Annotated in this window: 29 protein-coding genes; 24 read left to right on the top strand and 5 right to left on the bottom strand. The window is 68.9% G+C overall.

What is annotated here, in order from left to right; genetic code table 11:
- Positions 1 to 40: 40 nt before the first annotated feature.
- Entirely contained in the window at positions 41 to 820 is a 780-nt protein-coding gene (locus ACUSIJ_RS18300) for a hypothetical protein (RefSeq protein WP_243700128.1), read from the top strand.
- Between the two features lie 58 nt (positions 821 to 878).
- On the opposite strand, the gene ACUSIJ_RS18295 is transcribed toward ACUSIJ_RS18300, so the two are convergent.
- Together ACUSIJ_RS18295 and ACUSIJ_RS18290 are read right to left on the bottom strand one after the other, a co-directional pair.
- Entirely contained in the window at positions 879 to 1,451 is a 573-nt protein-coding gene (locus ACUSIJ_RS18295) for a DUF3489 domain-containing protein (RefSeq protein WP_036751167.1), read from the bottom strand.
- A gap of 95 nt (positions 1,452 to 1,546) precedes the next feature.
- Positions 1,547 to 1,819 (bottom strand): hypothetical protein, encoded by a 273-nt coding sequence (locus ACUSIJ_RS18290; protein ID WP_036751164.1) that lies wholly within the window; start codon positions 1,817 to 1,819, stop codon positions 1,547 to 1,549.
- 110 nt (positions 1,820 to 1,929) lie between these two features.
- On the opposite strand from ACUSIJ_RS18290, the gene ACUSIJ_RS18285 reads away from it, so the two are divergent.
- The 8 genes from ACUSIJ_RS18285 (at position 1,930) to ACUSIJ_RS18250 (ending at position 9,654) form a co-directional block, all read left to right on the top strand.
- Positions 1,930 to 2,526 carry a hypothetical protein gene (locus ACUSIJ_RS18285; protein ID WP_449309848.1) on the top strand — a complete coding sequence of 199 codons (597 nt, stop codon included), beginning with the start codon at positions 1,930 to 1,932 and terminating at the stop codon, positions 2,524 to 2,526.
- Positions 2,474 to 4,477: a phage terminase large subunit family protein gene (locus ACUSIJ_RS18280; protein WP_449309847.1), complete on the top strand. Its 2,004-nt coding sequence runs from the start codon at positions 2,474 to 2,476 to the stop codon at positions 4,475 to 4,477. Before ACUSIJ_RS18285 ends, ACUSIJ_RS18280 begins: the two co-directional genes overlap by 53 nt.
- A 2-nt stretch (positions 4,478 to 4,479) precedes the next feature.
- Entirely contained in the window at positions 4,480 to 4,689 is a 210-nt protein-coding gene (locus ACUSIJ_RS18275; RefSeq protein WP_035036272.1) for a phage head-tail joining protein, read from the top strand.
- Positions 4,689 to 6,242 (top strand): phage portal protein, encoded by a 1,554-nt coding sequence (locus ACUSIJ_RS18270; RefSeq protein WP_449309846.1) that lies wholly within the window; start codon positions 4,689 to 4,691, stop codon positions 6,240 to 6,242. Before ACUSIJ_RS18275 ends, ACUSIJ_RS18270 begins: the two co-directional genes overlap by 1 nt.
- 4 nt (positions 6,243 to 6,246) lie before the next feature.
- Positions 6,247 to 8,304 carry a prohead protease/major capsid protein fusion protein gene (locus tag ACUSIJ_RS18265; protein WP_449309845.1) on the top strand — a complete coding sequence of 686 codons (2,058 nt, stop codon included), beginning with the start codon at positions 6,247 to 6,249 and terminating at the stop codon, positions 8,302 to 8,304.
- A 77-nt stretch (positions 8,305 to 8,381) separates the two neighbouring features.
- Positions 8,382 to 8,717, top strand: a complete 336-nt coding sequence (locus ACUSIJ_RS18260) for a DUF2190 family protein (protein ID WP_449309844.1) — start codon at positions 8,382 to 8,384, stop codon at positions 8,715 to 8,717.
- On the top strand, positions 8,717 to 9,028 hold the full coding sequence (locus ACUSIJ_RS18255) for a head-tail joining protein (RefSeq protein ID WP_449309843.1): 312 nt from the start codon (positions 8,717 to 8,719) through the stop codon (positions 9,026 to 9,028). Before ACUSIJ_RS18260 ends, ACUSIJ_RS18255 begins: the two co-directional genes overlap by 1 nt.
- Positions 9,025 to 9,654: a DUF6441 family protein gene (locus tag ACUSIJ_RS18250; protein WP_449309842.1), complete on the top strand. Its 630-nt coding sequence runs from the start codon at positions 9,025 to 9,027 to the stop codon at positions 9,652 to 9,654. The genes ACUSIJ_RS18255 and ACUSIJ_RS18250 overlap by 4 nt, the downstream gene beginning before the upstream one ends.
- A gap of 69 nt (positions 9,655 to 9,723) precedes the next feature.
- Here the strand turns inward: ACUSIJ_RS18250 and ACUSIJ_RS18245 are convergent, their stop codons facing one another.
- Entirely contained in the window at positions 9,724 to 10,578 is an 855-nt protein-coding gene (locus ACUSIJ_RS18245) for a cation transporter (RefSeq protein WP_093359427.1), read from the bottom strand.
- Positions 10,579 to 10,631: 53 nt separating this feature from the next.
- Between ACUSIJ_RS18245 and ACUSIJ_RS18240 the strand changes: the two genes are divergently transcribed.
- The 15 genes from ACUSIJ_RS18240 (at position 10,632) to ACUSIJ_RS18170 (ending at position 24,602) form a co-directional block, all read left to right on the top strand.
- Positions 10,632 to 11,000 carry an ArsR/SmtB family transcription factor gene (locus ACUSIJ_RS18240; protein WP_093359426.1) on the top strand — a complete coding sequence of 123 codons (369 nt, stop codon included), beginning with the start codon at positions 10,632 to 10,634 and terminating at the stop codon, positions 10,998 to 11,000.
- Between the two features lie 108 nt (positions 11,001 to 11,108).
- Positions 11,109 to 11,528 carry an acyl-CoA transferase gene (locus ACUSIJ_RS18235; RefSeq protein WP_123194493.1) on the top strand — a complete coding sequence of 140 codons (420 nt, stop codon included), beginning with the start codon at positions 11,109 to 11,111 and terminating at the stop codon, positions 11,526 to 11,528.
- Positions 11,529 to 11,552: 24 nt separating this feature from the next.
- Positions 11,553 to 12,491 carry a phage tail tube protein gene (locus ACUSIJ_RS18230; RefSeq protein ID WP_449309841.1) on the top strand — a complete coding sequence of 313 codons (939 nt, stop codon included), beginning with the start codon at positions 11,553 to 11,555 and terminating at the stop codon, positions 12,489 to 12,491.
- Positions 12,491 to 12,928 carry a hypothetical protein gene (locus tag ACUSIJ_RS18225; RefSeq protein ID WP_449309840.1) on the top strand — a complete coding sequence of 146 codons (438 nt, stop codon included), beginning with the start codon at positions 12,491 to 12,493 and terminating at the stop codon, positions 12,926 to 12,928. Before ACUSIJ_RS18230 ends, ACUSIJ_RS18225 begins: the two co-directional genes overlap by 1 nt.
- Positions 12,929 to 13,011: 83 nt before the next feature.
- Positions 13,012 to 13,155 carry a DUF7697 family protein gene (locus tag ACUSIJ_RS18220; RefSeq protein WP_449309839.1) on the top strand — a complete coding sequence of 48 codons (144 nt, stop codon included), beginning with the start codon at positions 13,012 to 13,014 and terminating at the stop codon, positions 13,153 to 13,155.
- A complete protein-coding gene (locus tag ACUSIJ_RS18215; RefSeq protein WP_449309838.1) occupies positions 13,148 to 15,562 on the top strand; it encodes a phage tail tape measure C-terminal domain-containing protein in 2,415 nt (804 codons plus the stop codon). The genes ACUSIJ_RS18220 and ACUSIJ_RS18215 overlap by 8 nt, the downstream gene beginning before the upstream one ends.
- A 61-nt stretch (positions 15,563 to 15,623) precedes the next feature.
- The gene (locus ACUSIJ_RS18210) at positions 15,624 to 16,250 is read left to right on the top strand and encodes a phage distal tail protein, Rcc01695 family (protein WP_449309837.1); all 627 of its coding nucleotides are present in this window, start codon (positions 15,624 to 15,626) and stop codon (positions 16,248 to 16,250) included.
- Positions 16,247 to 17,131 (top strand): DUF2163 domain-containing protein, encoded by an 885-nt coding sequence (locus ACUSIJ_RS18205; protein ID WP_449309836.1) that lies wholly within the window; start codon positions 16,247 to 16,249, stop codon positions 17,129 to 17,131. Before ACUSIJ_RS18210 ends, ACUSIJ_RS18205 begins: the two co-directional genes overlap by 4 nt.
- Entirely contained in the window at positions 17,128 to 17,574 is a 447-nt protein-coding gene (locus tag ACUSIJ_RS18200) for an NlpC/P60 family protein (protein ID WP_449309835.1), read from the top strand. Before ACUSIJ_RS18205 ends, ACUSIJ_RS18200 begins: the two co-directional genes overlap by 4 nt.
- A gap of 9 nt (positions 17,575 to 17,583) precedes the next feature.
- Positions 17,584 to 21,549, top strand: coding sequence for a baseplate multidomain protein megatron (locus tag ACUSIJ_RS18195; protein ID WP_449309834.1), 3,966 nt, complete (start codon positions 17,584 to 17,586; stop codon positions 21,547 to 21,549).
- Between the two features lie 53 nt (positions 21,550 to 21,602).
- Positions 21,603 to 21,983 (top strand): hypothetical protein, encoded by a 381-nt coding sequence (locus ACUSIJ_RS18190; protein WP_165828115.1) that lies wholly within the window; start codon positions 21,603 to 21,605, stop codon positions 21,981 to 21,983.
- A 74-nt stretch (positions 21,984 to 22,057) separates the two neighbouring features.
- Positions 22,058 to 23,134, top strand: coding sequence for a DUF2793 domain-containing protein (locus ACUSIJ_RS18185; protein WP_449309833.1), 1,077 nt, complete (start codon positions 22,058 to 22,060; stop codon positions 23,132 to 23,134).
- Positions 23,135 to 23,153: 19 nt separating this feature from the next.
- Entirely contained in the window at positions 23,154 to 23,441 is a 288-nt protein-coding gene (locus ACUSIJ_RS18180) for a DUF6127 family protein (protein ID WP_023851444.1), read from the top strand.
- 75 nt (positions 23,442 to 23,516) lie between these two features.
- Positions 23,517 to 24,191 carry a YcbK family protein gene (locus tag ACUSIJ_RS18175; protein WP_449309832.1) on the top strand — a complete coding sequence of 225 codons (675 nt, stop codon included), beginning with the start codon at positions 23,517 to 23,519 and terminating at the stop codon, positions 24,189 to 24,191.
- 162 nt (positions 24,192 to 24,353) lie between these two features.
- A complete protein-coding gene (locus ACUSIJ_RS18170) occupies positions 24,354 to 24,602 on the top strand; it encodes a hypothetical protein (RefSeq protein WP_449309831.1) in 249 nt (82 codons plus the stop codon).
- A 21-nt stretch (positions 24,603 to 24,623) separates the two neighbouring features.
- On the opposite strand, the gene ACUSIJ_RS18165 is transcribed toward ACUSIJ_RS18170, so the two are convergent.
- The gene (locus ACUSIJ_RS18165; RefSeq protein WP_449309830.1) at positions 24,624 to 25,982 is read right to left on the bottom strand and encodes an ATP-binding protein; all 1,359 of its coding nucleotides are present in this window, start codon (positions 25,980 to 25,982) and stop codon (positions 24,624 to 24,626) included.
- Positions 25,979 to 26,638 (bottom strand): response regulator transcription factor, encoded by a 660-nt coding sequence (locus ACUSIJ_RS18160; protein ID WP_449309829.1) that lies wholly within the window; start codon positions 26,636 to 26,638, stop codon positions 25,979 to 25,981. The genes ACUSIJ_RS18165 and ACUSIJ_RS18160 overlap by 4 nt, the downstream gene beginning before the upstream one ends.
- Between the last annotated feature and the right edge of the window lie 77 nt (positions 26,639 to 26,715).

Below are 26,715 nucleotides of genomic sequence, written 5' to 3'. Positions count from 1 at the left end.
GATCTATTTTGCCGCCCAGAGATTTGGGATCGAGATTGTAGTGCTGCAGAACCAAGAGGAAGAAGGAAATAGCGACGCCGCCGACTTGCTTCCAGACGGCCTAGAGGCGTTGCGGCGAGAGCTCGGCCTCGGAGACGTGATGGGGTTGATCGAGAGGACTGCGCGATGGGTCGATCCGCGAACATTCGAGTATCTTTCCGTCTGGTATCCAGAACACGCGAGACGAGCCCTGTTCTATAAGGCGAACTGGTCCGAGCCGCAGATGAACCGCAATCGGCAGACGGGCGCGATCATCCACAAATTCGAAGGAAACATTCACGCGAACAAGGCACTGACGCTCGCATTGGGCCTTCGTGCCGGGGAACGGCCGAACTGGTCATGTTGCCATATATGGGGTGTGGATGATGCTGCTTATCAGATCAGCAACGCCGTGGTGCAGGATCGGCGCTTCTTTTCCTGCGTGGCGAACATGGTCCTTCTCCCCACGCCACTAAAGGCATTCACGGACGTCATGACCGAAGTAAAGATGATGCTGCGCGTATGCGCGTTGCAACTCTACGGTTGGTCTTGTGACCATGAGGAGGTCGCAGACAACGCGCGGCAGGTGGCGGAATGGTCGGATTGGGGCGCTTACCCGGAAAGCTGGCCGAAGCCTGATCGGCCCTCGCTCCCTCTCGGCACGGCCAAGTTCTCGGCGCGGATCAAGGACGCGGCAGACCGCAGGAAGGCCGTCATTCGCAAGGATCTAGCATCCGCTGGCCCGCACTATCCTCGGGATGATGTCCTCAAGGTGCTCGACTACTGGAACATTTCGCTTTGAGACAAAGAAGCCGCCGCCCCGAGGGACGGCGGCATTTCGACTGGCGTGGTGCGCGGCGCTAGTCGCGCGGCAGGCTATAGACCCGCCCTCGGTTCTCGACCTTCTCCGAAGTCACCTCGAGCCCGAGCTTCTTCTTCAGCGCCCCGGCCATCGCGCCGCGCACCGTGTGCGACTGCCAGCCCGTCGCGGCCATGATCTCCTCGATGGTCGCGCCGTCCGGCGCGCGCAGCATGGCGATCAGGGTGGCCTGCTTGGTGCCCTCGCGCGGCGTGCGCGCTTTGGGCGAAGCCTTCGGTTCGGTGGGGGTGTCCGGCGCAGGCTCCTCGGTCGGCGCGTCCGTCGCGCCCGCAGGCGCGGCGTTCGCGTCCTCGGGCTCGATCCCGATGGCGGCGAGGCCTGCGTTGGTGGCGACCAGCGTGACGCCGTTTCCGTCGCCGGTCTCGCGCCAGACGGGCTCGCCATTGCGCATGTCGGCGTCGACCTCCTGCAGGAAGTTCTTCGCGAGCATCGCGCCGACCACCTTGGCGGCAGCGCCGCCGCGCAGGCTCTCGGGCAGCGGCAGAGCGATGCGGTCCTCGCGCTGTGCGGCGGCGCTGAGGATGATGGCTTGGGTATCGGAAAGCTTGGTCATGGGGTCGTCTCCGTATTCGGGCCCGCGTCATGCGGCGCCTTCTACGACCCCGAGCCGCGCAGGGCGCGCGGCGGGAGTTCCGGCAGTGCCGGAGATCAGCGGGCGTGTTCGCCCTCGCCGAAGGCGCTGTCGGTGATGCGCTTCAGAAGGCTGGCGTAGTGTTCGAGGGTGCCGACCATCGCCCAGCCCGCCTCGTCGGGGGCGCAGTTGAAATGGTCGTCGCTGAGTGCCTGCAGGCGGGCGAGCATCTCGTCGATCTCGGCCTTCTTGCCGATGAAGGCCGCGAGCGCGGCTTCCTTGTTCCGGCGCGCCTTCTCGGCGCGGAGTTCGTGACGCGGGGTGGTGATCGGGTTCAGGCGGGTGGTCATCGTGGTGGCTCCGGGTGAGTTGCATCGCTTCGTTGGAGTGACATTCCCTCTGTCCGCGAGGCTTATCAACTCGATAAGCACTTGAATCTGAATGATAATCGGAGCCGTCGATGCAGGGCATGAGCGAGCGCCAGTACGCCGCCCATGTCGGGCTATCGCGCGGCGCGATCCAGAAGGCGAAGACGGCCGAACGGCTGGTCCTCTATCCCGACGGCAGCATCAACGCGGCCGCCAGCGACGCGCGGCGCGCCGAGACGACGGACCCGTCGAAGACCCGCAAGCCGCCCGCGCCGAAGCTGAAGCCCGTCCCCGAGGCGGCGGTCGCCGCTGTTGGAGACACCCTGCGCGAACAGGGGCTGGCGGTCCCGGCGGTCGGCGGCGGCACGACCTTCCTGCAGGCGAAGACGGCGAACGAGGTGCTGAAGGCGCAGGAGCGGCGCATCCGGCTCCAGAAGCTGAAGGGGGAGTTGATCGAGCGGGCCCGCGCGCTGTCGCTGGTGTTCCGGCTGGCGCGGGAGGAACGGGACGCATGGGTGAACTGGCCCGCGCGCGCGGCGGCGCTGATGGCGGCCGAGCTCTCGGCCTCGTGCAGCGACGCGACGGGCCAGCAGATCACCGTGGAGCCAGCCGCGATGCAGAAGGTGCTGGAGAAACATGTACGCGCCCACCTCGACGAACTCGCCGAGGTCCGGCCCGACTTCAGGTGATGATGACGCACTGACGGACTTCGACGGCGCGGGCGAAATCCTGCGCGCCTGGGGCAACGGGCTCCGGCCCGACCCGGACCTGACGGTGTCCGAATGGGCGGACCGGCATCGGATGCTCTCGGGCCGCGCCTCGGCCGAACCCGGGCGGTATCGCACAGTGCGCACGCCCTACATGCGCGAGATCATGGACCGGCTCTCGCCCGGCGATCCCACACAGCGGATCGTGTTCATGAAGGCCGCGCAGGTCGGGGCGACCGAGGCGGGGAACAACTGGATCGGCTTTGCGATCCACCAGGCGCCGGGGCCGATGCTGGCGGTCCAGCCGACGGTGGAACTGGCCAAGCGCAACTCGCGCCAGCGGATCGACCCGCTGATCGACGAGAGCCCCGAGTTGCGGGAGCGGGTGAAGCCCGCGCGATCCCGCGACGCGGGCAACACCATGCTGTCGAAGGAATTCGCGGGCGGCATCCTGATCATGACGGGCGCCAACTCGGCGGTCGGGCTGCGCTCGACCCCGGCGCGCTACATCTTCCTCGACGAGGTCGACGCCTATCCGGCCTCGGCCGACGAGGAAGGCGACCCGGTCACGCTGGCCGAGGCCCGGTCGCTGACCTTCGCCCATCGGCGCAAGGTGCTGCTGGTCTCGACGCCCACGATCCGGGGGCTGTCGCGCATCGAGCGCGAGTACGAGGCCAGCGACCAGCGTCGGTTCTTCGTGCCGTGCCCGCATTGCGGTGCGATGCAGTGGCTGAAGTTCGACCGGCTGCGCTGGCAGAAGGGCCGCCCGGAGACGGCGGAGTATCACTGCGAGGGCTGCGACGCGGCAATCGCGGAGCACCACAAGACGGCGATGCTGGAGGGCGGCGAATGGCGGGCGACCGCCACGGCCGCCGATCCGACCACGGTCGGGTATCACCTCTCGGCGCTCTATTCGCCGATCGGCTGGCTGAGCTGGGAGCGGATCGTGCGGGCATGGGACGCGGCACAGGGCTCGGACGAGGCGATCAAGGCGTTCCGCAACACGATCCTCGGCGAGACATGGGTCGAGACCGGAGAAGCTCCCGACTGGCAGCGGCTCTACGACCGCCGCGAGCGCTGGACATCCGGCACCGTTCCGGCGGGTGGGCTGTTCCTGACCGCCGGGGCCGACGTGCAGAAGGACCGGATCGAGGTCGATGTCTGGGCCTGGGGGCGCGGACTTGAGTCCTGGCTCGTCGATCACGTCGTCATCGAGGGCGGGCCGGATCGGCACGACGCCTGGTCGGAGCTGACCGCGCTGCTCGACCGGTCGTGGCCGCACGAACGCGGCGCGCATCTGCGGATTGCACGGCTCGCCATCGACACCGGCTACGAGGCCCCGGCGGTCTATTCCTGGTCGCGGGCGCAAGGGTTCGCGCAGGTATCGCCGGTCAAAGGCGTCGAGGGGTTCAACCGCTCGAGCCCGGTCTCGGGGCCGACCTTCGTCGATGCGACCGAGGGCGGCAAACGCCTGCGTCGCGGGGCGCGGCTCTGGACCGTGGCGGTGTCGACCTTCAAGGCCGAAACCTACCGCTTCCTGCGGCTGGCGCGCCCGACCGATGAGGAGATGACCGACGGCGCAACATTCCCGCCCGGCTCGGTACATCTGTCGCACTGGGTCGAGAACGAATGGCTGAAGCAGTTCGTTGCCGAGCAGCTGGTCACGGTGCGCACCAAGCGCGGCTTTGCCCGGCTGGAATGGCAGAAGCTGCGCGAGCGCAACGAGGCGCTGGATTGCCGGGTCTACGCCCGCGCCGCCGCCTGGATCGCGGGCGCGGACCGCTGGCCCGACGAGAAATGGCGCGATCTCGAGGATCAGCTCGGGGCCGCCCCCACCGACACCGATCCCGCCGGACAGATCAACCGGCCGGGACAGGCCCCGCAGGGCAAGCGCCGCTCCGACTGGCTCGGACGGCGCGGAGGATGGTTCTGAAGATGACCGACTGGACGGAAACCGAGCTCTCGGCGCTGCGCCGGGCCTATGCCAGCGGCACGACCCGGGTGAGCTACGACGGCAAGTCGGTGGACTATGGCTCGGCCGAGGACCTGCTGGCGCGCATCCGGACCATCGAGCGCGCCATCGCGGGAACGACCCGGCCGCTGCCGGTGGCCGGGCTGGCGAGCTTCAGCCGCGGGGATCGCTGATGTCGGCTAACTGGTTCGACCACGCCATCGCCACTGTGGCGCCGCGCATGGCCGCTCGCCGGGTGATGGCGCGTCAGGCGTTCGAGACGCTGACGCGGGGCTATGACGGCGCCGCGCGCGGGCGGCGCACCGAGGGCTGGCGCGCGCCGGGATCCTCGGCCGACACCGAGATCGGCGTCGCCGGGGCGCTCTTGCGCGACCGGATGCGCGATCTGGTGCGCAACAACCCGCATGCGGCCAAGGCCGTCGCGGTGCTGGTCAACAACATCATCGGCGCGGGGATCATGCCGCGCGCCGCGAGCGGTGACGACAAGCTGGACCGGAAGGTCGACGCGCTGTTCGAGCGCTGGACGGCGGAGTGCGACGCCGACGGCCAACTCGACTTCTACGGCCTGCAGACACTGATCTGCCGCGAGATGGTCGAGGCGGGCGAGGTGCTTGTGCGCCGCCGTCTGCGCCGGTCGTCGGATGGTCTGCCGGTGCCGCTGCAATTGCAGGTGCTGGAGGCCGACTTCCTCGACGCCACCAAGTCCGGCGTCCTCGGCGCAGGGCGTCTGGTGCAGGGGATCGAGTTCGACCCGGTGGGCAAGCGCCGGGCCTACTGGCTCCACGCGGAGCACCCGGGCGACGCATATGGCGCCTTGCAGAACGGCCTGCAGAGCCGCCCGGTCCCCGCGACCGAGATCGCCCATGTCTACGAGAAGCAGCGCACCCAGGCGCGCGGCGTCCCCTGGGGCGCGCCGGTGATCCGCAGCTTGCGCGATCTCGACGATTACGAGGTGGCGGAACTGGTCCGCAAGAAGACCGAGGCCTGCGTGACCGCCATCGTCTTCGGTGACGACGAGGCGCAACAGGGCATCGCGCCGTCGGTGGTCGATGCCGACGGCAACCGCGTGGAGCAGTTCGAGCCGGGGCTGATCGCCTATGCGCGCGGCGGCAAGGACATCCGCTTCAACCAGCCGTCGGCCACCGGCGGCTACGGCGAATACAAGCGGGCGAGCCTGCACACGATCTCGGCGGGCTTCCGGGTGCCCTACGAGCTGCTGACCGGGGACCTCAGCCAGGTCAACTATTCCTCGATCCGGGCGGGGCTTGTGGAGTTCCGCCGCCAGATCGACGCGGTGCAGTGGCAGCTCTTCATCCCGATGTTCTGCGCGCCGGTCTGGCGCTGGTTCACCGAAGCCGCATGGGCGGCGGGCCAGATCCCGTCGCCGGTCGTGCCTGTCGAATGGTCGCCGCCGAAGTTCGAGGCGGTCGATCCGCAGAAGGATGCAATGGCGAACCTGCTGTCGATCCGGTCGGGCACCATGACGCTGGCCGAGGTGATCGCGAAACAGGGCCGCAACCCGGACGCCGTGCTGACCGAGATCGCCGCGACCAACGCCAAGCTCGACGCGCTCGGGCTGGTGCTCGACAGCGACCCGCGCCGCGTCACCAAGACCGGCAGCGCGCAGACCAGCGATCCGGCCACCGATCCGAATGCCGACGATCCGGCCGACGACCCCTCCGCCGACGCGGAAACCGACCCGGCGCAGGCCGGCCAACAGGACTGACCCCATGGACACGATGATCGAACTGCCGGCCATGCGCCGGTCGGCGGAGCTTGCGCCGAACACGGCCGATGCCGACAGCCGCACCGTCGAGGTGGTCTGGTCGGCCGGGGCCCGCGTCCGGCGTGCGACCTTCTTCGGCGAGCCCTACGACGAGGAGCTGAGCCTCGACCCCGCCCATGTCCGCCTCGACCGGCTGAACGCGGGCGCGCCCTTCCTGAAGGTGCACGAGCTCGACACGCTCGACGCGGTGATCGGGTCAGTCGTGCCGGGTTCCGCCCGGATCGAGAATGGTCGCGGCATCGCGCTGGTGCGGATCAGCGAGCGCGCCGATGTCGAGCCGATCTGGCGCGACATCCAGGCCGGGCATATCCGGGCGGTGTCCATCGGCTACCAGGTCCACCGCTTCGAGGTCTCGAAACCCGAGGCCGCGCGCGAACTCTGGCGCGCGGTCGACTGGACGCCCTTCGAGGTCTCCGCCGTCGCTGTCGGCGCCGATCCCGCCGCGGTCTTCCGCGCCCATTCCCCGCTTCACGACTGCGTCCTCCACCGCCGGGACGCCCCTTCCAGCACGAAAGGACCGATCCCGATGACGGACAAGACCGAAACCCCGGCGAGCGACGCCGCAACCCCCGCCACCCCCCAGCCGACCGAGCCGGTCGCAACCGAGGACGCCACCATGACCGAGCCGAAAGCAGCTGCGCCCGACCCGAAGGTCGCCGCAGTCGAAACCCGCAGCCAGCCGAAGACGCAGGCAACGCCCGCGCCCGACACCGAAGCGGTCGCCACCCGCGCCCGCGAGGCCGAGCGCGACCGCGTCTCCACCATCTACGATCTCGCGGGCCGCCTGAACCTCGAGCGGGGCTTCGCCGAGGATCTGGTCAAGCGCGGCGTCAGCGTTGACGAGTCCCGCCGCCTGATCCTCGACCAGGTCGCCGCGAAGTCGGACGAAACCCGGACCTTCCCCCATGTCTCCGTCCCCCTCGGCGGCCGGGACGAGCGCATCACCCGCCGCGATGCGGTGGCGAACGCGCTCCTGCATCGCTACAGCCCGACGCTGTTCCAGCTGGAGGACGCCGCCCGCCAGTATCGCGGCATGACGCTCATGGAACTGGCCCGCGAGAGCCTCGGCAATGCGGGCGTCAATACGCGGGGCCTGTCGCGCGACGAGGTGGCGACGCGGGCGCTGCACTCGACCTCGGACTTCCCCGAGATCCTGTCGGCGGTCACAAACAAGACCCTGCGGCAGGCCTACGAGGCCTATCCCCGCACCTTCATGCTGTTCTGCCGCCAGGTGCTCGCCACCGACTTCAAGGCCATGCACCGGGTCCAGCTCGGCGAAGCCCCGCAGCTGCTCGAGGTCGGCGAGAGCGGCGAGTTCAAGCGCGGCACGCTCGGCGAGAGCAAGGAGAGCTACAAGGTCAAGACCTATGGCCGGGTGGTCGCCATCACCCGCCAGACGCTGATCAACGACGATCTCGACGCCTTTACCCGCATCCCGGCGATGTACGGCAACTCCATCGCCCAGCTGGAGTCGGACGTGGTCTGGGGGATCATCACCGCCAACCCAGCGATGGCCGACGGCAACGCGCTGTTCCACACCACCCACAAGAACCTCGCCGGCACCGGCGCGGCGCTCGACGTCGGCAGCGTCGGCGCGGCCCGCGCCGCGATGGCCAAGCAGACCGGCCTCGACAAGAAGACGGTGCTGAACGTCCGCCCCGCCTTCCTGATCGTGCCCGCCTCGCTGGAACTGAAGGCCGAGCAGCTGGTCGCGCAGAACCTGGTGCCCGCCGCGACCTCCAGCGTGGTGCCGCAGTCGATCCGCACCCTCGCGCCGATCAGCGAGCCCCGGCTCGACGCCGCCAGCGAGACCGCCTGGTATCTGGCGGCTAGCCCGAACCAGATCGACACCATCGAATACGCCTATCTCGAGGGCCAGCAGGGCGCCTACATCGAGACGCGCAATGGCTTCGACGTCGACGGCGTCGAGATCAAGTGCCGCCTCGACTTCGGCGCCAAGGCCATCGACTGGCGCGCTCTCTACAAGAACCCGGGCGCGTAACCCGCACCCGATGCTGAACCCTGACACATGGGCGGTTCTCCCGGGCCGCCCTTCGTCTTTCCACAAGGATCCTCCCCATGAAAAACTACGTCCAGCCCGGCAACACCATCACCCTGACCGCGCCCTATGCCGTCGCCTCCGGCGATGGCCTGCTCGTCGGCTCCATCTTCGGCATCGCCGCCGGGGACGCCGCCATCGCCGAGCCCGTCGAGGCAGCGCTCGTCGGCGTCTTCGATATCACCAAGGTCGGCTCCCAGGCCTGGACTGCCGGCGCCAGGGTCTATTGGGACGACACCAACAAGCGCTGCACCACAGTCGCGACCGACAACACCTTCATCGGCGTGGCCGTCGAGGCGGTGGCGAGCGGTGCTGGCGACACCATCGGTCGGGTGCGCCTGAACGCGACGTTCTGATGAGCGCCTTCGCCGCTGCCGTCGGCGCGCTCTTCGCCGATCCGAACGTCGGTCGGGACGCGGTCTACATCGCCGACGGCGGCGCGCCCGTGCTGGTGCGCGCCGTCGCCCGGCGTGCGGACGCGATCACCGACTTCGGCGATGCGCGACTCTGGTCCGAGACCACGCGGATCGATCTGCGCGTGGCCGAAGTTCCAGCCCCACGCCCCGGCGACCGGATCGAGATCAACGGCGATGCCTTCCTCATCCAGGGCGAGCCCGTCCGCGACCGCGAGCGGCTCGTCTGGACCGTGGATCTGAGGCCTGTGTGAAACTGAAGCTCGACATCGATCCCGACATCGTTGCGATGATGGCGGCCGAGATCGCGGCGGGCGAGCGCGCCGTGACGGCCGCCATGCGCGAAGCTGGAACCGGGCTGAAGTCAGCGTGGCGGCTGCAGATCACCGGCGCAGGTCTCGGCACACGGCTGGCCAACTCAATCCGGAGCCAGAACTTCCCGAGGTCGGGCGAGAGCCTGGACGCCGCGGCACTGGTCTGGTCCAAGGCTCCGGTCATCGTGGGCGCGCATGACACGGGGCCGCTGATCCGCTCGAAAAACGGGTTCTGGCTGGCGATCCCGCTGCCCGCCGCGGGCAAGTCCCTGCGCGGCGGCCGCATCACGCCCGGCGAATGGGAACGGCGACGCGGGCTGCGCCTGCGCTTCGTCTATCGCCGCACCGGACCGAGCCTGCTTGTGGCGGAGGGACGGCTGAACACGAAAGGCCAGGCGGTGGTGTCGCGGTCGAAGACCGGCCGCGGCAAGGTCACCGCGCCGATCTTCCTGCTGGTGCCGCAGGTGAAGCTGCCGAAGCGGCTGGACCTGGCGCGGGATGCGGAGCGCGCAGTGGACGGTGTGCCGGGGCTGATAGTGGCGAGCTGGGTGGAGCAGAGGTTCTGAAGATGACTGCTGTGGCGGGCCTTGCGCTTATTCGACGATGTCCGCGATGGCCGCTTCGAACTGATAGCATCAAGTTGTCTTCAGATCAGCCCGCGCGTCGCGGATAATCGACCAGGACGAATGCAGGAATAGTCCCGCAATCCCGAACGCGACGATCAGGTCGGGCCATGCGCTGCCCAGCCACGCGACGAGGGCCGCGGCCACAACCACGGCCGCATTGCCGATCGCGTCGTTGCGCGAAAAGAGCCAGACGGCCCGCATGTTCGCGTCACCCTTGCGAAACCGCAGCAGCGGCAGGACCGCGAGGACGTTGACCACGAGAGCGATGAGACCGAATAGCCCCATGAGACCGGCGTCCGGCGTCGTCTGGGTAAAGGCGCGCCAGATCGTCGTCCCAAGAACCCCAAGGCCCAGAACGCCAAGGAAGATGCCTTGGATCAGGGCGGATCGCGCCCGCCAGACAATGCTCCAACCGATTGCCAGAAGGCCCAGAAAGGTGATGAGGCCGTCGCCAATGAAATCGAGCGCGTCGGCCTTCACGGCCTGCGATCCGGAAATGAAGCCGCCGATCATCTCCGCAATGCCATACCCGACGTTGAGAATTACCACGATCCAGAGCGCGCGCCGATAGGCCGGGTCTTGGTAAGCTGCGCCCTCCTGCGCTTCGTCGTCGCCCGCTTCGATGCGATCGAACCCGTAGCCGGTCGCGGCCACGGCCCGTTCGATCTCGGACAGCCGCGCTTCGGGGACGTTCAACGTCAAGATGTGGGTGGCGGAGGAGACCTTTACTGCCTCCGGCGCCACGCCCGCCGACTGCGCGGCCCGCTCGATCTGGGCGGCATCCTTGGCGCAATCCATTCCGGAGACGCGGTAGCGGAAAGATGCGACATCTGCGGTCGGTTCGGCGCCTTGGGCATTGGCCATGCTTGCATTGGTCCTGCTATCTTGATGTGCGAAACACATCAGCGGAGAATGATATGGAACAAATCGCCGCGGACCGCAATGCCGTCGCGACGGCCACCGAGCGGCGGGCGAAGTTCTTTCGCGGCCTCGCGGACCAGAGCCGGTTGGCGATCCTGGATGCTCTGTGCGCCGGGCCGCTGGTCGTTCACGAGATCGTCGGGCGCACGGCCCTGACACAACCCAACGTCTCGAACCACCTTCGATGTCTGTCGGAGTGTGGCCTCGTAACCAGCATGCGCGATGGTCGTTTCGTGCGCTATCGGATTAGCAGCCCCCGGATTGCGGATCTTCTGCACGATGTGGAGGCTCTGCTCGACGCGGTGGCTACAGGCGTCGAAGCTTGTCGCAATTATGAGCCTGACGAGGATGAGTTCCACCGCTGACCCGCGTCACGACCTTAGCACATTGGCGCCGTCCGTGAATGCTGCTGCATTGGTCCGACTGGGCTTGAGGCGTATTCTTTCCGCAGTCGCCAATCGTGGTCCATCTCCATGCCCAGCCCTCGTGAAACCATCCTCACCGCGCTGCACGCGCGGCTCTCGGCGCTGTCTGCCACCGCCCTGCGCGGCGAGGTTCTGCCCGAGCGTGTGCCCACTGATGGCCTGCTGATCCTGCGCGACGGCGAGCCGGGGGAACCCGAGGTGACGCTGTCGCCGGTGCGCTACCACTACCAACACCGCGCCGAGATCGAAGCGGTCGTGCAGGGCGCCGACCGTGACGCGGCGTTCGACACGTTGACCGCCAGCATCGGCGCGGCCATCGCCGCCGACCGCACGCTGGGCGGGCTCTGCGACTGGGTCGAGGCAGAAGCGCCGAGGCCGGTCGATCTGCCCGTCGAGGGCGCGGCGAGCCTGAAGGCCGCCGTGATCCCGGTGGTGCTGCACTATTCCACGGCCGATCAGCTGGCCTGATCCCGACAACCCGAGGAGAACACCATGGCACGAGCCCAGGGGGCGCGGGCGCTGATGGCGCTTGCGTTCGAGACGACCTATGGAACGCCGCCCGCCAGCGGCTTCACCCGCATGCCTTTCGCCAGCACCTCGCTCGGCGCAGAGCAGCCGCTGCTGAACTCAGAGCTCCTCGGCTACGGCCGCGACCCGCTGGCGCCGATCAAGGACGCGGTGACGGCGGATGGCGATGTTGTCGTGCCGCTCGACGCCGAGGCGTTCGGCTTCTGGCTGAAGGCGGCCTTTGGCGACCCGACCACGACTGGGACCGGCCCTTGGACGCATGAGTTTCAGTCGGGATCCTGGACGCTGCCCAGCATGTCGATCGAGACCGGCATGCCCGAGGTGCCGCGCTATGCGATGTATTCCGGCTGTGTGCTCGACCAGATCACCTGGCAGATGCAGCGCTCGGGCCTCCTGACCGCGACTGCGCGGCTGGTGGCGCAGGGCGAGACGGTGGGAACGACCACCAGCGCTGGAACGCTCGCCGCGCTGGAGCTGAAACGCTTCGGCCATTTCAACGGGTCGATCATGCGCAACGGCACGGCGCTCGGCAACGTGGTCTCGGCCGAGATCACCTATGCCAACAACCTCGACCGGATCGAGACGATCCGCTCGGACGGCCGCATCGACGGGGCGGACCCCTCCATCGCCGCGCTGACCGGCCGGATCGAGGTGCGCTTCGCCGACCAGACGCTGGTGACGCAGGCGATCAACGGCGAGGCCTGCGAGATGGAGTTCGCCTACGTCCTGCCGTCCGGCGAGAGCTTCACCTTCACCGTGCACGCCGTCTACCTGCCGCGACCCCGCATCGAGATTTCCGGGCCGCAGGGCGTGCAGGCGACCTTTGACTGGCAGGCCGCCCGCGACAGTACCGTCGGCCGGATGTGCACCGCCACCCTGATCAACGACATCGAGGAATACTGATGCTCACGCTCGACCTGACGAACGCGCCGCGCTGGCATGACCTCGTGCCCGGCGTCCGAGTGCAGCTGCGCCCGCTGACCACCGCGCTGATGGTGGCGACGCGAAGCGATGCCGCTGTCGAGGCCGTGCCGGAGGATGCCTCCGACGAGGAACGTGCCGTCGCCTTCGCCAAAGCGCTCGCGCGGCGGGCGGTGCTCGCCTGGGAGGGCATCGGCGACGCCGACGGCAGCCCCATCGATCCGGCACCCGAGGCGATCGACGCGCTGCTCGATGTCTGGCCGATCTTCGAAGCCTTCCAGCTGAGCTACGTCTCGAAGGGCCTGCTGCTGGAACGGGAAAAAAACGCCTCCGCGCTCTCGCCGAATGGTCCTTCGGCGGGGGCGAGCGATACTGCGAAGCCTGCGCGCAAAGCTGCCCGGACTGCCCGGCGCGGCTGAACCGTCCGGAAACACCGGAGGGTTGGCAGGTCTGGGACCTCGTCGGCCGTCTCGGCGGCCAGCTCCGGGTGCTCCCCGGCGCGGTGATCGGCTGGGACATGTCGGCGGCGCTGGCGCTCGGTGACGCGCTCGGCGTGCCGCCGCTCGCGATGGCCGAACTGCTGCCCGTCATCGAGGCGGTGATGGTCTCCAAACTCAACGAACAGATGGATCACTCCCATGGCTGAGAAGAGGGTCAGCGTCCGCCTCGCGGCTGTGGGCGGACGGCAGGTGCGCGCCGAGCTTGAAGGCGTGGGCGAGGCCGGCACCCGCGGCTTCGGACGGCTGAGCCGGGAGATGGAGGCGGCCAACGCCCGGCTCGCGGCCTTCTCGCGGCGGGTGCGGGTCGCGGCCGCTGCCGCCGTGGCAGCCGCTGCAGCCGCGGGCGTGGCGATGATCCGCTCCGGGCTTCAGACGGTGGATGCGCAGGCGAAGCTGGCGCAGTCGCTCGGCACCACCGTGGCCTCGATCCAGACGCTGGAACGCGCGGGCGAGCTGGCGGGCGTGTCGATGTCCGGCATCGAACAGGCCACCAAGGATCTGACGCGCCGTCTCAGCCAGGCGGCCGCCGGGACCGGTCCCGCGGCCGATGCGCTGGACCGGCTGGGGCTCTCGACCAACGAGCTGATCGCATTGCCGCTGGACCAGCGCGTGGGTGCGATCAACGCGGCCATCGAGAACTTCGTGCCCGCCGCCGAACGCGCGGCCGTCGCGGGCCAGCTGTTCGGCGAGGAAGGCTCCATCGCCATGAGCCGGATCGACACCGCGACGCTGCGCCAGGCGACGGAGGACGTGCTTGCTTTCGGTGTCGTGGTCTCCGAGCAGGACGCCGACCAGATCGAGCGGACGAACGATGCGATCTCCCGGCTCGGACTGATCTGGCGCGGGCTCTCCAACCAGCTGGCCGTCGCCGCAGCCCCGGCGCTGGAAGCGGTCGCGAACGCCATGGCTGTTGTCGCCAGCCGCACCGGGCCGCTCGGCATCGCGATCCGCGGCCTCTTCGACAACATCGGCCGCCTGACCACCTACGCCGCGACCTTCGCGGCCTTCCTCGCGGGCCGCTGGGTCGCCGGCATGGCCGCTGCTGCCCTTTCTGTCCGTGGTCTCGCCACGGCGCTCGTCGTCCTGCGCGGCGCGCTGATCCGCACCGGCATCGGCGCGTTGATCGTCGGCGCGGGCGAGCTCGTCTATCAGTTCACACGCCTCGTCTCTGGAGCGGGCGGCTTTGGTGAGGCGATGTCGCTCCTGAAGGACCTCGCTGTCGAGGTCTGGGAGCGGATCAGGATGGGTGCGGCGGCGGCGGGCGCAGCCGCCACGGCGTTGTTCTTCGACCTGAAAGCCGATGCGGCGTCGGGCATGCAGAGCGCTATCGAGAGCGTCGTGGCTTTCGGCAACACGGCCGCGAACACGTTTGAAGGCGCGTACGAAGCCATCAAGGCGATCTGGGGTCTGCTGCCCGCCGCCATCGGCGATCTGGCGTTCCAGGCCGCCAACAGCCTGGTTGACGGTGTCGAGGCGATGCTGAACGGCGTGGTCTCGCGCATCAACGGTTTCATTGGCGGCATCAACCAGGGGCTCGAAGCCCTCGGGTCGGAGCGCCGCATCTCGCTGGTGCCCGACCTCGACCTCGGCGAGATCGAGAACCGCTTCGAGGGTGCGGCCAGCGCTACGACGACGGCGGCGCAGGCGGCCTTCGACCGGGCCTTCGAGGACAACCCGCTCACCGCGCCCGATCTCGGTCTGACCGAGGCGGCGAACAGGGCGCTCGAATCCGCGAATGTCTACCGGGGCGCCGCGCGCGATCTGGCCGCAGGCGCCCGTGCCCCGCTCGAAAGCTGGCAGGCGCTGCGCGATGCGGTACGCGGCACCGACGAGGCCAGTGCCGATGCGCTGACCGAGGCCACCGGCGCGGCCGAGCGGCTGGAGACGGCGCTGGGTGAAGCCGGCCGCGCCGCCACAGGGGCCGGTGCGGCAGCCGGGGCTGCCGCCGCTGCGGCGGAGCCCGCGAGCGAGGCTGCCGTCACCGGCTGGCGGGCGGTCACGGCGGCGCTGTCGGATTACGCCAGCAAGGCCCGCGACATCGGCGGCGACATCGGCCAGAGCCTTGTCGGCGCCTTCCAGTCTGCCGAGAACGCGGTGGGCCAGTTCGTGAAGACCGGCAAGCTGAACTTCCGCGACCTCGTCACCTCGCTGCTCGCCGATCTCGCCCAGCTGGCGGCGCGGCGGTTCATCCTCGGGCCGATCGCCAATGCGCTCTCCGGCGTCTTCGCCGGCGCGGGCGGCATCTTCGCCAATGTTCTGCATGCGGGCGGGATGGTCGGCTCGGCTGGACCCTCACGCATGGTCCCGGCCATGGCCTTCGCAGCCGCGCCCCGCATGCATGGCGGCGGCTTGGCCGGACTTCGCCACGACGAGGTGCCCGCGATCCTGCAGCGCGGTGAGCGGGTGCTGTCGCGGCGGGAGGCGCAGAGCTACGATGCGGGCGGGGTCAACGTCACCATCATGGCGCGTGACGTCGAGAGCTTCCGCCAGTCGCGAACGCAGGTCGCGGCGGACATCGCCCGCGCCGTGTCGCTCGGGCGGAGGGGCATGTGAGTGCGACCCCGCAAGTGGGAACCGGTTGCGGGGGCCAGAGCACGAACCAGGGAGAGACTTGATGGCGTTTCACGAGGTCCGGTTTCCCGACAACATCAGTCGCGGCGCGCGGGGCGGGCCAGAGCGGCGCACCCAGATCGTCGAACTGGCATCGGGCGACGAGGAGCGCAACGCCAGCTGGTCCAACTCGCGCCGCCGTTACGACGTCGCCTACGGTATCCGCCGCGCTGATGATCTTGCGGCGGTCGTTGCCTTCTTTGAAGCACGAAACGGGCGGCTGCATGGCTTCCGTTTCAAGGACTGGGGCGACCACAAGTCCTGCCTGCCCTCGGGTACGCCATCGCCAACCGACCAAGCCATCGGCACCGGCGACGACACGACGACCGCCTTCCAACTGGTCAAGCGTTACGCCTCGGGCGCGCAATCCTGGACGCGCGCCATTGCCAAACCAGTGACCGGAACCGTGCGCATCGCTCTGTCGGGCGTCGAGCAGCTCTCCGGCTGGTCGGTCGACACCACGACCGGCGTGGTCAGCTTCGGTGCCGCGCCGGGCGCTGGCGTCGCGATCACCGCGGGCTTCGAGTTCGACGTGCCCGTCCGCTTCGATACCGACGTGCTCGACGTGACGCTCGACCTCGAACGGCTCGGCTCGATCACCTCCATACCGCTGCTGGAACTGCGCCGATGAAGACCCTCGCTCCCGACCTGCAGGCACATCTCGAAGATGGCACGACGACGCTCGCCTGGTGCTGGCGGATAACCCGGGCCGACGGCGTCACCTTCGGCTTCACCGACCACGACCGGACGCTGACCTTCGATGGCACTGACTTCGAGCCCGAGAGCGGGCTGACGGCCTCCGAGGTCCGCTCGGGCTCCGATCTCTCTGTCGATGCGCAGGACGCCGAAGGCGTGCTGACCTCCGACCGGATCACCGAGACCGACATTCTCGACGGCCGCTGGGACAACGCCGAGGTCGAGGTCTGGCGCGTGAACTGGGCCGATACCTCGCAGCGCGTGCTGATGCGCCGGGGCGCCATCGGCCAGATCCGGCGTGGGCGGCTGGCCTTCGTCGCCGAGGTGCGCTCGCTGGCCCATGTGCTGGGCCAGACGGTCGGGCGGACCTTCCAGGCGACCTGCGATGCCGCGCTCGGCGACGCGCGCTGCGGCGTCGATCTGGAGGATCCCGCCTACAAGGGCACGGGCGTTGTCATCGATCTCCTGCGCGACCGGGCCTTCACCGCCTCGGGCCTCGGTGGGTTAGAGGACGGCTGGTTCACCTTCGGCACGGTCGAATGGACCAGCGGCGCCAACGCGGGGCGGCGCACCGAGGTGCTGGGCCACGACGTCACTGACGGTATCGCTGTGCTGACCCTGCTCGAGGCGCCGGTGCGCGCGATCGCCGAGAGCGACGCCTTTACCATCCGCGCTGGCTGCGACAAACGGATGGAGACCTGCGGCGCGAAGTTCGCCAACACCGCCAACTTCCGGGGGTTCCCGCACATCCCCGGTCAGGACGCCGTTCTCCGCTATGCCACCAAGGACGGCGGGCACGAGGGAGGCGTGCTGTGACGCAACCCCTCGCAGCGGTCGACCCGGCGCGCGTCATCGCCATCGCCCGCTCATGGCTCGGCACGCCGTACCACGACCAGGCCAGCCTGCGCGGTGTCGGCTGCGATTGCCTCGGGCTGGGCCGGGGCGTCTGGCGCGAGGTCGTCGGCCCCGAGCCGTTCCCGATCCCTGCCTACAGCCGCGACTGGGGCGAGACCGGGCCGCGCGAGGTTCTTGCCGAGGGCGCGCGCGCCATGATGATCGAGGTGGAACCGGCGGCAGCCGGTCCAGGCGCGCTGGTCCTCTTCCGCATGAAACCGCGCGCCATCGCAAAGCATGTCGGGATCCTGACCGGGCCCGGCACCTTCCTCCATGCCTATGAGCGGCTTGGCGTGATCGAGGAACCGCTCACTCCATCCTGGCGGCGGCGCATCGCCTTCGCCTTCCTGTTCCCGCAACGCTGAGACCCCGACATGGCCACGCTCGTTCTCGGCGCCGCTGGCGCTGCCATTGGCGGCAGCATCGGTGGCGCGATCCTCGGCGTGAGCGCCGCGACCATCGGCGGCTTCATCGGCTCGAGCATCGGCTCTGTCGTGGACAGCTGGATCATCTCGTCGCTCGCGCCCACCCAGCGCATCGAGGGTGCGCGGCTCGACACGCTGCGCATCACCTCGGCCACTGAGGGCGCGGTCATTCCTCGCCTCTACGGCCGCATGCGCATGGGCGGCAACATCATCTGGGCGACGGACTTTCGCGAGGAGACCAAGACCACCACGCAGGGCGGCGGCAAGGGCGGCGGGGGCGGCAAGGTCAAGACGACCGAGTATCTCTACTATGCCAGCTTCGCCGTCGCGCTTTGCGAAGGCCCGATCACCGGCATCGGCCGCATCTGGGCCGACGGCAAGCCGATGGACCTCTCCGGCGTCACCTGGCGCTGGTATCCGGGCGACGAGGTGCAGAGCCCCGATCCGTTCATCGCGGCAAAGATGGGCGCCGCCAGCACGCCCGCCTATCGCGGCACCGCCTATGTGGTGTTCGAGGAACTGGCGCTCTCGACGTACGGCAACCGTCTGCCGCAGCTGTCCTTCGAGGTCTTCCGGCCGCTGGCCGATCCCGACACCGCCGAGGGGCTGACCCGCGCCGTCACCACGATCCCGGCCTCGGGCGAGTTCACCTATGCCACGCAGGCCATCCGCAAGACCGATGGCGGCGCGACGGTGCCCGAGAACCTGAACGCGCTGGCCGACTCCACGGACATGGTGGAGGCGCTGGACCGGCTGCAGGCGATGGCCCCTGCGGTCGAGAGCGTCAGCCTCGTGGTGGCGTGGTTCGGCGACGATCTGCGCGCGGGATCGTGCAAGGTGCGGCCGGGCGTCGAGGTCTCGGCCAAATCCACCACGCCCGCCAGTTGGGCGGTGAATGGCGTCAGCCGCGCCAGCGCCTTCCTCGTCAGCCGCGACGACCAGGACCGCCCGGTCTATGGCGGCACGCCGTCCGACTTCGCGGTGGTGCAGGCAATCCAGGAGATGAAAGCGCGCGGGCTGCGGGTCACCTTCTATCCGTTCATCCTGATGGACGTGCCGCCCGGCAACACCCTGCCGAACCCGTACTCGGACAACGCCGCGGAGACGGGTCAGCCAGTCTTCCCGTGGCGCGGGCGGATCACCTGTTCCCCGGCCGCTGGTTTCGCCGGGACCGTCGACAAGACCGCCACGGCTGCAAGCCAGGTCGCGGCGCTGTTCGGCGAGGCCACGCCAGCGAGCTTCAGCGTGGCGGGTCAGTCTGTCTCGTGGACAGGCACGCCCGGCGACTGGGGCCTGCGGCGCATGGTGCTGCACTACGCCCATCTCTGCGCGGCGGCGGGCGGCGTGGACGCCTTCCTGATCGGCACCGAGATGCCGGGGCTGACCACGATCCGCTCGGGCGCCAGCAGCTATCCGGCCGTGCAGGCGTATCGGGACCTGCTCGCGGATGTCCGCGCGATCCTCGGGTCCGGGACGAAGATCGGTTATGCCGCCGACTGGTCGGAGTACTTCGGGCATCAGCCGGGCGATGGTTCGGGGGACGTGTTCTTCCACCTCGACCCGCTCTGGGCCGATCCGGAGATCGATTTCGTCGGCATTGACAACTACATGCCGCTGTCGGACTGGCGCGACGGATTCGAGCATGCCGACGCGGCCGAAGGTTGGCCCGCGATCTACGACCGCGCCTACCTGCAGGCGAACATTGCGGGTGGCGAAGGCTTCGACTGGTTCTACGCCAGCGCGGCGGACCGCTCCGCACAGGTCCGCACCCCGATCACGGACGGCGCGGCGGCCAAGCCGTGGGTCTTCCGCTACAAGGATCTGCGCGCCTGGTGGTCGAACCCGCATTACAACCGCCCGGGCGGGGTGGAAAGCGGCACGCCGACCGCTTGGGTGCCGCAGTCGAAGCCGATCTGGTTCACCGAGTTGGGCTGCCCGGCCATCGACCGTGGCACCAACCAGCCCAACGTCTTCTTCGACCCCAAGTCGTCGGAGAGCTTCACGCCGCATTTCTCGCGGGGCTGGCGCGACGACGCGATCCAGCGGGCGTATCTGGAGGCAACGTACCTCTGGTGGGGCGAGGCCGCGAACAACCCGCTGTCCTCGGTCTACGGCGGCCGTATGGTGCATGTGCCCGAATGTGCCGCCTGGACCTGGGACGCGCGGCCCTATCCGTTCTTTCCGGCGCTGACCGACGTCTGGACGGACGGGGCGAACTGGCGGCTCGGCCACTGGCTGACCGGGCGGCTGGGCGCGGTGTCGCTGGCAGCGCTGGTCCGGCATCTCTGCCTGCGCGCCGGGCTGGGCGAGTCCCGGATCGATGTCACCGGGCTTTGGGGCGCGGTCGAGGGCTACGCCATCACGGCGCTGGAAAGCCCGCGCGCCTCGATCACGACGCTGTCGCGCCACTTCGGGTTCGACGCAGTCGAGACCGAGGGTGTGATCCGCTTCGTGATGCGCGGCCGGGCCTCCGTCGCCACCCTTGCGCCCGACGATCTGGTCGCCGCCCGCGAGGGCGATCTGCTGGAGCTGACGCGCGGCCAGGAGACCGAACTGCCGCAGGCGCTGAAGTGGCAGGTCGCGCGGGCCGACGAGGATTACGACGCGGCCCTCGTCGAGGCGCGGCGCATCACGGTAGACACGACCCGGATCGCCTCGGAGTCCTTCCCGATGGCGGTGCCGCCCGAGGAGGCCGAGCGCCGCTGCCGCCGAGCATTGATGGAGGCGTGGGTGGGTCGCGAGACGGCGGCGTTCCGTCTGTCGCCCTCGCGCCTGGCGCTCGATCCGGCCGACGCGATCCGGCTCGCGCATGACGGGCGGTTGGTCGATCTGCGGCTCGTCTCCATCGCCGACGCCGAGGCGCGCGGCGTCGAGGCGGTGCGCCAGGACCGCGCGACCTACGACCTGCCGCCCGGCGATCCCCGCGCGGCCTCGCTGACGCGGGTGGTCGTGTTCGGTGCGCCGGATGCGGTGCTGATGGACCTGCCGCAACTGACCGAGGACCAGCCCGCGCATCGGCCGCTGGTCGCGGCGCACGCCGTTCCTTGGCCGGGGGAGATCGCGGTGTTCCGCAGCCCTTCGACCGATGGGTTCGAGCTGCTGACGACGACTCAGTCCCGCGCCCGGATCGGCACGCTGGTCTCGGATTTCTATTCGGGTCCCACATCGCGGTTCGATCTCGGCAACGTGCTGGTGGTCGATCTGTTGACCGGCACTTTGGAGAGCGTCACCGACCTGACGCTGTTCGGTGGCACAAACGCGCTCGCCATCGAGAGTGCGCCGGGGACCTGGGAGATCATTCAGGCGGGCACGGCCGAGCTGCTGGCTCCCGGCCGCTACCGCCTGACCCGGCTCCTGCGCGGCCAGCGCGGCACCGAGGGCGCCATGGGCAACCCGGCGCCTGCGGGAGCGCGGGTCGTGGTGCTCGACGACGGCCTCGCGTCACTGCCGATCGCCGAGGCCGATCTCGGCATCCCGTGGAACTGGCGCATCGGCCCCGCGAGCCGTCCGGTCAGCGACGAGACCTATGTCGCGCAAGCCTTCACGCCTCAGGGCGCCGGGCTGCGGCCGTTCTCGGTCGCCCATGTCGAACAGCCATGGCGCACGCCGCGCACGCCCGGCGATCTGACGATCCGCTGGACACGCCGGTCCCGCGCGCTGGCTTCGGACAGCTGGGGCGGGCTTGAGGTGCCGCTGGCCGAGGAACTGGAAGCCTACGAGGTCGAGATTCTTGATGGCGTGACCGTGAAGCGGGTGCTGAGCACGGCCACCACCAGCGCGGTCTACACCGCCGACCAGCAGACCGCCGACTGGGGCGGGCCGCTCGGGCCCGGCGACACGCTAGACATCCGCATCCATCAGCTCTCCGCCCTTGTCGGGCGGGGTGCGCCCAAGGCTGTAACGCTGAGCTTCTGAGGTAGCGCAATGAGTTCTGGCACGGCGCGCGATCTACGTCGTAGGCTTGGGACATGCGCCCCGAGGACGAAGACAGGATTGCAGCCCAGCTTGCCAGAGTGATGGCCGTGGCCTGCGTGCGCAACACGCAGCTTGAGACACTCCACGCGGGTCAGGTGCCTGCCTCGCGCACAGGCGACGGCAGCGACGTCATCGTAGTGGACGCGGACGGCAACCGCATTCCGTGGTCCGAGGTCTCGCGGATCGACGACGACGAGATGCGCGCGCTGATGCGCGAGATCGTGGATCGGCTCTACACCTTCCATCTGCGGATCGACGACCCGGCCTTCCGGGCCGAGATTGATCGCTGGGCCGCAATGACCGCAACGTGGGACGCGCCGAAGCCCGACCCGGTTCTGTCGGCCATTCCGGGGAAGACGCCCGAGCGCGGGTAGCTCGTCAGTACCACCGCTGCGCCACTGTTCGCCGCCTGCCATGCAGGCGGCGTTCTTCGTTCTGGAGACCGCCCATGTCCGACGCCACGACCCATCTCCTGCTGCCCTACATCCTCGCAGCGCAGGCCCAGAAGCACGTCACCCACAACGAGGCGCTGCGGATCCTCGACGGGCTCGTCCAGCTCTCGGTCCTCGACCGAAACCTGACCGCGCCGCCCGGTTCTCCGACCGATGGTGACCGCTACATCGTCGGCTCGGGCGCGACGGGCGACTGGGCGGGCTGGGATCTGAACGTGGCGCTATTCACCGACGGTTCCTGGCTGCGCCTGCCGCCTCGTGCGGGCTGGCGGGCGTGGGTCGAGGACGAGGGCCTTCTGCTAGTCTACGACGGCGTAGGCTGGGTCGGGACGACACCGGCCGCGTTGCAGAACCTCGCGCTCCTGGGGCTGGGCACGACAGCGGATGCCTCGAACCCGTTCTCGGCCAAGCTGAACGCCGCGCTCTGGACGGCAAAGACCGTGGCCGAGGGTGGCACCGGCGATCTGTTCTACACCATGAACAAGGAGGCCGCGGGCGACGATCTCGGCCTGACCCTGCAGACCGGCTTCGTGACCAAGGCGCTGGTGGGGCTCTTCGGCTCCGACCGCTTCCGCCTCGCGGTCTCGGCCGACGGCAGCACCTTCTTCGACGGGCTGAGCGTCGACAACGCCACGGGCATCGTCGACCAGCCTCGGCTGCCGCGGTTCAAGGCGTACACCAACTACGACAACTACGTCGGCGTCGGAACCTGGACGAAGATCGGCCTCAACAACACCGACTACAACGATCAGGGCGCGTTCGACGCCGCGAACAACCACTTCGTCGCCCCCGTGGACGGCACCTACCTCTTCGGCGCGACGCTGCTCTACAAGGTCAATGCCAGCGCCACGGCGCGCATGCGCGGACGGCTGGTCCTGAACGGCACGACCGAAATCCGCGGCTCCCTCGGCGAAATCTCCGCCACCCACGTCTCGCTCGCCACCGCGATCTGGCTGCAGACCATGGTCCCGCTCACCGCGGGCGATACCGTCGAGTTGCAGGGGTATTTCCGGGTCGCGGACGGCTACTTCGCCGCCGATCACACGTCCTTCTGGGGCTGCAAGATCGGCTGACCGGCGGAAGGAGGATCCAATGACACCACCCCGATCCGAGGGCTTCGTGCGCATGCCCGACGCCGAGTTCGAGGCGATCCTGACGCGGGCGGCCGAGGAAGGCGCGAAACGCGCGCTCGCCGATGTCGGCCTCGACGGCGACGAGGCGGCCCTCGACATCCGCGATCTGCGCTCCCTGGTCGACTGCATCCGGCTGGTGCGCCGCACCGCCATGCAGACCGCTGTCCGCATGATCACCACCGGCGTGATGCTGGCGCTGCTGGCGGGCATCGCCATCAAGCTGAAGATCTTCGGCGGCGGCCCGTAGCCGCTCCCCATCCCCATTCATAAGCCCGCAATGACCCGCCCTCGAGGCGGGTTTTTCGTTTTCGGAGGACCCCCCATGACGACAACCTTCCACCGCCATTGGCGCGACGTACCCGAGAGCGGCTGGCGCTGGCCGAACTTCTCACCCGCCGAGATCGCGTGCCGGGGCACCGGCAAGCTGCTGGTCAACGAAGCCGCCCTCGACAAGCTGCAGGCGCTGCGCGACCGGCTGGGCAAACCGCTGATCGTCCGCTCGGCCTATCGCAGCCCCGAGCACAACCGTGCTGTGGGCGGCGCGACCCGCTCCAAGCACCTCGACGGCGCCGCCTTCGACATCGCCATGGCGAACCACGACCCGGCGGCCTTCGAGGCGGCGGCACGGGAGGTCGGGTTCCTAGGCTTCGGATTCTACCCGCGCTCGGGCTTTATCCATGTCGACCTCGGACCCGCACGGCAGTGGGGCGAGCGGTTCCCGATCCGGGCGACGGCCTTCGCGGCGGAGACGCCGCCCGCGCGCGAGGTGCTGGCCGACAGCCGCACCATGAAGGGTGGTGGTGCGGCCGGTGTCGCGACGCTGGGTGCTGCCGGCGTGGAGGTCGCGCAGAGCGTCCTGGCCGAGACCCAGACCGCCATTCTGCCGCTCGTGCCGTATCTCGACACGCTTCGCTGGGTGTTCATCGCCGTCGCGCTCGGCGGCATCGCAGTCACGATCTATGCCCGCCTCGACGACTGGAAACGGGGGCGGCGGTGATCGCCGCGCTCCTCACCGGGATTGCGGCCAGCCCGTGGGTGCGAGCGGCGCTGCGCTACGGAGCCATCGCGCTGGCAGTGCTTCTGTTCCTGCTTTCGCTTCGGCGCTCCGGGGAGCGAGCGGGACGCCTCGCAGAACGCCTTGAAACCACGGAGAAGGTCAATGACGTCCAACGCCGGATGCTGGAAGCGGCGGCTCGCCGCCCTCGGTCTCGTGACGATCTGGCTGAGCGGCTGCGCGACGGTCAGTTCTGACGTCGGCGGACACGGGGCATGTCCGCCGGTCGTCGAATACAGCAGGGAGTTTCAGGCGCAGGCAGCCGACGAACTGGCTAACCTGCCGGAGGGCTCGGCGGTCGCGGACATGATGGCCGATTATGCCGTGATGCGGGACCAAGCGCGGGTTCGCTGATGTTCCGGCACCCGTCTCCTGCTACGCGTCGCGCCTTGCAGTGGTGTCCGGGACTTCAGTTGGCAACCTGATCGACGCCTGGAAACCGGATGATGCACCCGGACGTGGCGACTGCAGAACGAGCGAGCTGCCGATCCGGCCAGCAATGGCGGCGACGATGGCGAGGCCGAGCCCACTACCGTCGGCATTCGCGTTCGCCCTTTCGAAGCGCGCCGTGAGGCGGTCGAGCGTGTCGCGTGGCAGGACCGGGCCGTCGTTCGCGACAGACAGCAGCCCGTCCGCGGTCAACGTGACGTCGACCGTCGTGTTTTCGGCTCCGTGCCGGAGCGCGTTTTCCACGAGGTTGCGGCACAGGATGGCGAAGGCGTCGGGGTCGATGTCGGACATGACGGCTGTACTCGGCAGCGTCAGCGCGATGCGGTCCTTCGTGCTGGCGCGCTCAAGATCGTCCACCATCACGCGGGCGACCGCCCTCAGGTCCCCGCTCCGGTCCATCCGCAGCCGCCCTCCTTCGGCCCGCGCAAGCTGCATGAGGCGTTCGGAAAGCCGGGTCAGGCGCTTGAGCGTCGCCTCGATCTCGGCGGCACGCGCTTCGGTGGCCGGCTCCTGCGTCTCCGCCCTCAGCCGCTGCGCCTGAGCGATTGCGCCGGCCAACGGCGTTCTCAACTCGTGGGCCGCGTTCGCAGCAAAGCTGCGCTCGGCCTCGAACGCCTCGCGCAAGCGGGCCAGAAGGCCGTTGAGCGTGTTGGCCAGTGGACCAATCTCCGTCGGCAGATCGTTGGCAGGAACCTCCGACAGGTCGCGGGCGCCGCGCGCCTCCAGCCGAGCACGGAACCGGCGCAGCGGATCGAGGCTGAAGCGAACGGCAAGAATGATCGCCGCCAGCGCGATCGGCAGCACAATGAGCAGCGGCAGGCCGAGGCCCATCTGGATCTCACGCGCGACCGACGCGCGATGGGCCAGCGGCTCGGCCACGATGATCCGGATCGTGTCCTGAAGCGCTGCGTCGCTGTAGAACCGGTGGGTGGCGGTCTGACGGAACCCGGGTCCGTTCCAGGGCGGGAATACCGCCGCGTCGGCCGCGTGGGATTGCAGCAGAATGCGCCCCTCGGCATCCCGCACGAGGTAAGTGAAGAACTCGTCGTGCTCCCGGATGGGCGCGAGCCGTTGCGTCACGCCCTGATCTTCCCGGCCGACGATGTCGGTCACCGCAAGCGGCAGGATCCGTTCCGCAGTCTCCCGCAGGGCGCTGTCGAAGACCTCGTCCAACTCGCCCCGAACGATCACGGCCGTCACCGTCGCCGCCAGCAGCCACAGCACCGTCAGCGCGAGGCCGAGCGAAAGGCCGAGTCGGCCCTGAAGGCTGGCGGGCCATCTCATGGACGGCCAAGCCTGTAGCCCATGCCGCGCTCGGTCTCGATGACCGCCGTACCCAGCTTCTTGCGCAGGCGGCTCACATGGACTTCAATGGTGTTGCTCTCCACCTCGGCGTCGAAGGCGTAAAGCTTCTCCTCCAGCTGCGCCTTGGACAGAAGCTGACCGGGGCGCGCGAGAAAGGCTTCGAACAACGCCCATTCCCTTGCAGTCAGTTGCATCGGCTTTCCGTCGCGATGAACGCTGCGGGCGGCAAGATCGATTTCCAGCGGCCCGTGGGTGACGATGGGGTTCGGGTTGCCGCTGTAGCGTCGAGCGACAGATCCAATGCGCGCGGACAACTCTGCAAGATCGAAGGGCTTCACGAGATAATCGTCGGCGCCCGCGTTCAGCCCCTCGATCCGGTCCGACACCTGATCAAGCGCGGTCAGGATGATGACCGGTGTCACGTCTCCGCGCGCGCGCAGGCTCTTCAGGAAGCCGATCCCGCGCCCGTCCGGCAGCATCAGGTCAAGCAGGATCAGGTCGTAGGACGTGTATTTCGCCGCGTCGCCGGCCGCATCGAGGCGCATTACCCAATCGACCGACTGCCCTTCGGCCGCGATCTGGTCGCGCACCGCCGCGCCAAGCACCGTGTCGTCCTCGATCAGCAGGATGCGCATGCTCGTCCCCCTCCTCTTCCGATGACCCTCCATGATCCGTCTGGCTGACACGAAGCTGAAGCGGCGGCGCACGTCCC

This window comes from Pseudochelatococcus sp. B33, assembly GCF_053570585.1.
Note: the sequence above shows the minus strand (reverse complement) of the source record. Positions and strands in the feature narration are given on the sequence as shown.

Excerpts from the sequence above, each read along its gene's own strand:
- ACUSIJ_RS18295 (WP_036751167.1), bottom strand. The coding sequence starts at position 1,451 with ATGACCAAGCTTTCCGATACCCAAGCCATCATCCTCAGCGCCGCCGCA.
- ACUSIJ_RS18290 (WP_036751164.1), bottom strand. The coding sequence starts at position 1,819 with ATGACCACCCGCCTGAACCCGATCACCACCCCGCGTCACGAACTCCGC.
- ACUSIJ_RS18285 (WP_449309848.1), top strand. The coding sequence starts at position 1,930 with ATGCAGGGCATGAGCGAGCGCCAGTACGCCGCCCATGTCGGGCTATCG.
- ACUSIJ_RS18280 (WP_449309847.1), top strand. The coding sequence starts at position 2,474 with ATGTACGCGCCCACCTCGACGAACTCGCCGAGGTCCGGCCCGACTTCA.
- ACUSIJ_RS18275 (WP_035036272.1), top strand. The coding sequence starts at position 4,480 with ATGACCGACTGGACGGAAACCGAGCTCTCGGCGCTGCGCCGGGCCTAT.
- ACUSIJ_RS18270 (WP_449309846.1), top strand. The coding sequence starts at position 4,689 with ATGTCGGCTAACTGGTTCGACCACGCCATCGCCACTGTGGCGCCGCGC.
- ACUSIJ_RS18265 (WP_449309845.1), top strand. The coding sequence starts at position 6,247 with ATGGACACGATGATCGAACTGCCGGCCATGCGCCGGTCGGCGGAGCTT.
- ACUSIJ_RS18260 (WP_449309844.1), top strand. The coding sequence starts at position 8,382 with ATGAAAAACTACGTCCAGCCCGGCAACACCATCACCCTGACCGCGCCC.
- ACUSIJ_RS18255 (WP_449309843.1), top strand. The coding sequence starts at position 8,717 with ATGAGCGCCTTCGCCGCTGCCGTCGGCGCGCTCTTCGCCGATCCGAAC.
- ACUSIJ_RS18245 (WP_093359427.1), bottom strand. The coding sequence starts at position 10,578 with ATGGCCAATGCCCAAGGCGCCGAACCGACCGCAGATGTCGCATCTTTC.
- ACUSIJ_RS18240 (WP_093359426.1), top strand. The coding sequence starts at position 10,632 with ATGGAACAAATCGCCGCGGACCGCAATGCCGTCGCGACGGCCACCGAG.
- ACUSIJ_RS18235 (WP_123194493.1), top strand. The coding sequence starts at position 11,109 with ATGCCCAGCCCTCGTGAAACCATCCTCACCGCGCTGCACGCGCGGCTC.
- ACUSIJ_RS18230 (WP_449309841.1), top strand. The coding sequence starts at position 11,553 with ATGGCACGAGCCCAGGGGGCGCGGGCGCTGATGGCGCTTGCGTTCGAG.
- ACUSIJ_RS18225 (WP_449309840.1), top strand. The coding sequence starts at position 12,491 with ATGCTCACGCTCGACCTGACGAACGCGCCGCGCTGGCATGACCTCGTG.
- ACUSIJ_RS18215 (WP_449309838.1), top strand. The coding sequence starts at position 13,148 with ATGGCTGAGAAGAGGGTCAGCGTCCGCCTCGCGGCTGTGGGCGGACGG.
- ACUSIJ_RS18210 (WP_449309837.1), top strand. The coding sequence starts at position 15,624 with ATGGCGTTTCACGAGGTCCGGTTTCCCGACAACATCAGTCGCGGCGCG.
- ACUSIJ_RS18205 (WP_449309836.1), top strand. The coding sequence starts at position 16,247 with ATGAAGACCCTCGCTCCCGACCTGCAGGCACATCTCGAAGATGGCACG.
- ACUSIJ_RS18195 (WP_449309834.1), top strand. The coding sequence starts at position 17,584 with ATGGCCACGCTCGTTCTCGGCGCCGCTGGCGCTGCCATTGGCGGCAGC.
- ACUSIJ_RS18190 (WP_165828115.1), top strand. The coding sequence starts at position 21,603 with ATGCGCCCCGAGGACGAAGACAGGATTGCAGCCCAGCTTGCCAGAGTG.
- ACUSIJ_RS18185 (WP_449309833.1), top strand. The coding sequence starts at position 22,058 with ATGTCCGACGCCACGACCCATCTCCTGCTGCCCTACATCCTCGCAGCG.
- ACUSIJ_RS18180 (WP_023851444.1), top strand. The coding sequence starts at position 23,154 with ATGACACCACCCCGATCCGAGGGCTTCGTGCGCATGCCCGACGCCGAG.
- ACUSIJ_RS18175 (WP_449309832.1), top strand. The coding sequence starts at position 23,517 with ATGACGACAACCTTCCACCGCCATTGGCGCGACGTACCCGAGAGCGGC.
- ACUSIJ_RS18170 (WP_449309831.1), top strand. The coding sequence starts at position 24,354 with ATGACGTCCAACGCCGGATGCTGGAAGCGGCGGCTCGCCGCCCTCGGT.
- ACUSIJ_RS18165 (WP_449309830.1), bottom strand. The coding sequence starts at position 25,982 with ATGAGATGGCCCGCCAGCCTTCAGGGCCGACTCGGCCTTTCGCTCGGC.
- ACUSIJ_RS18160 (WP_449309829.1), bottom strand. The coding sequence starts at position 26,638 with ATGCGCATCCTGCTGATCGAGGACGACACGGTGCTTGGCGCGGCGGTG.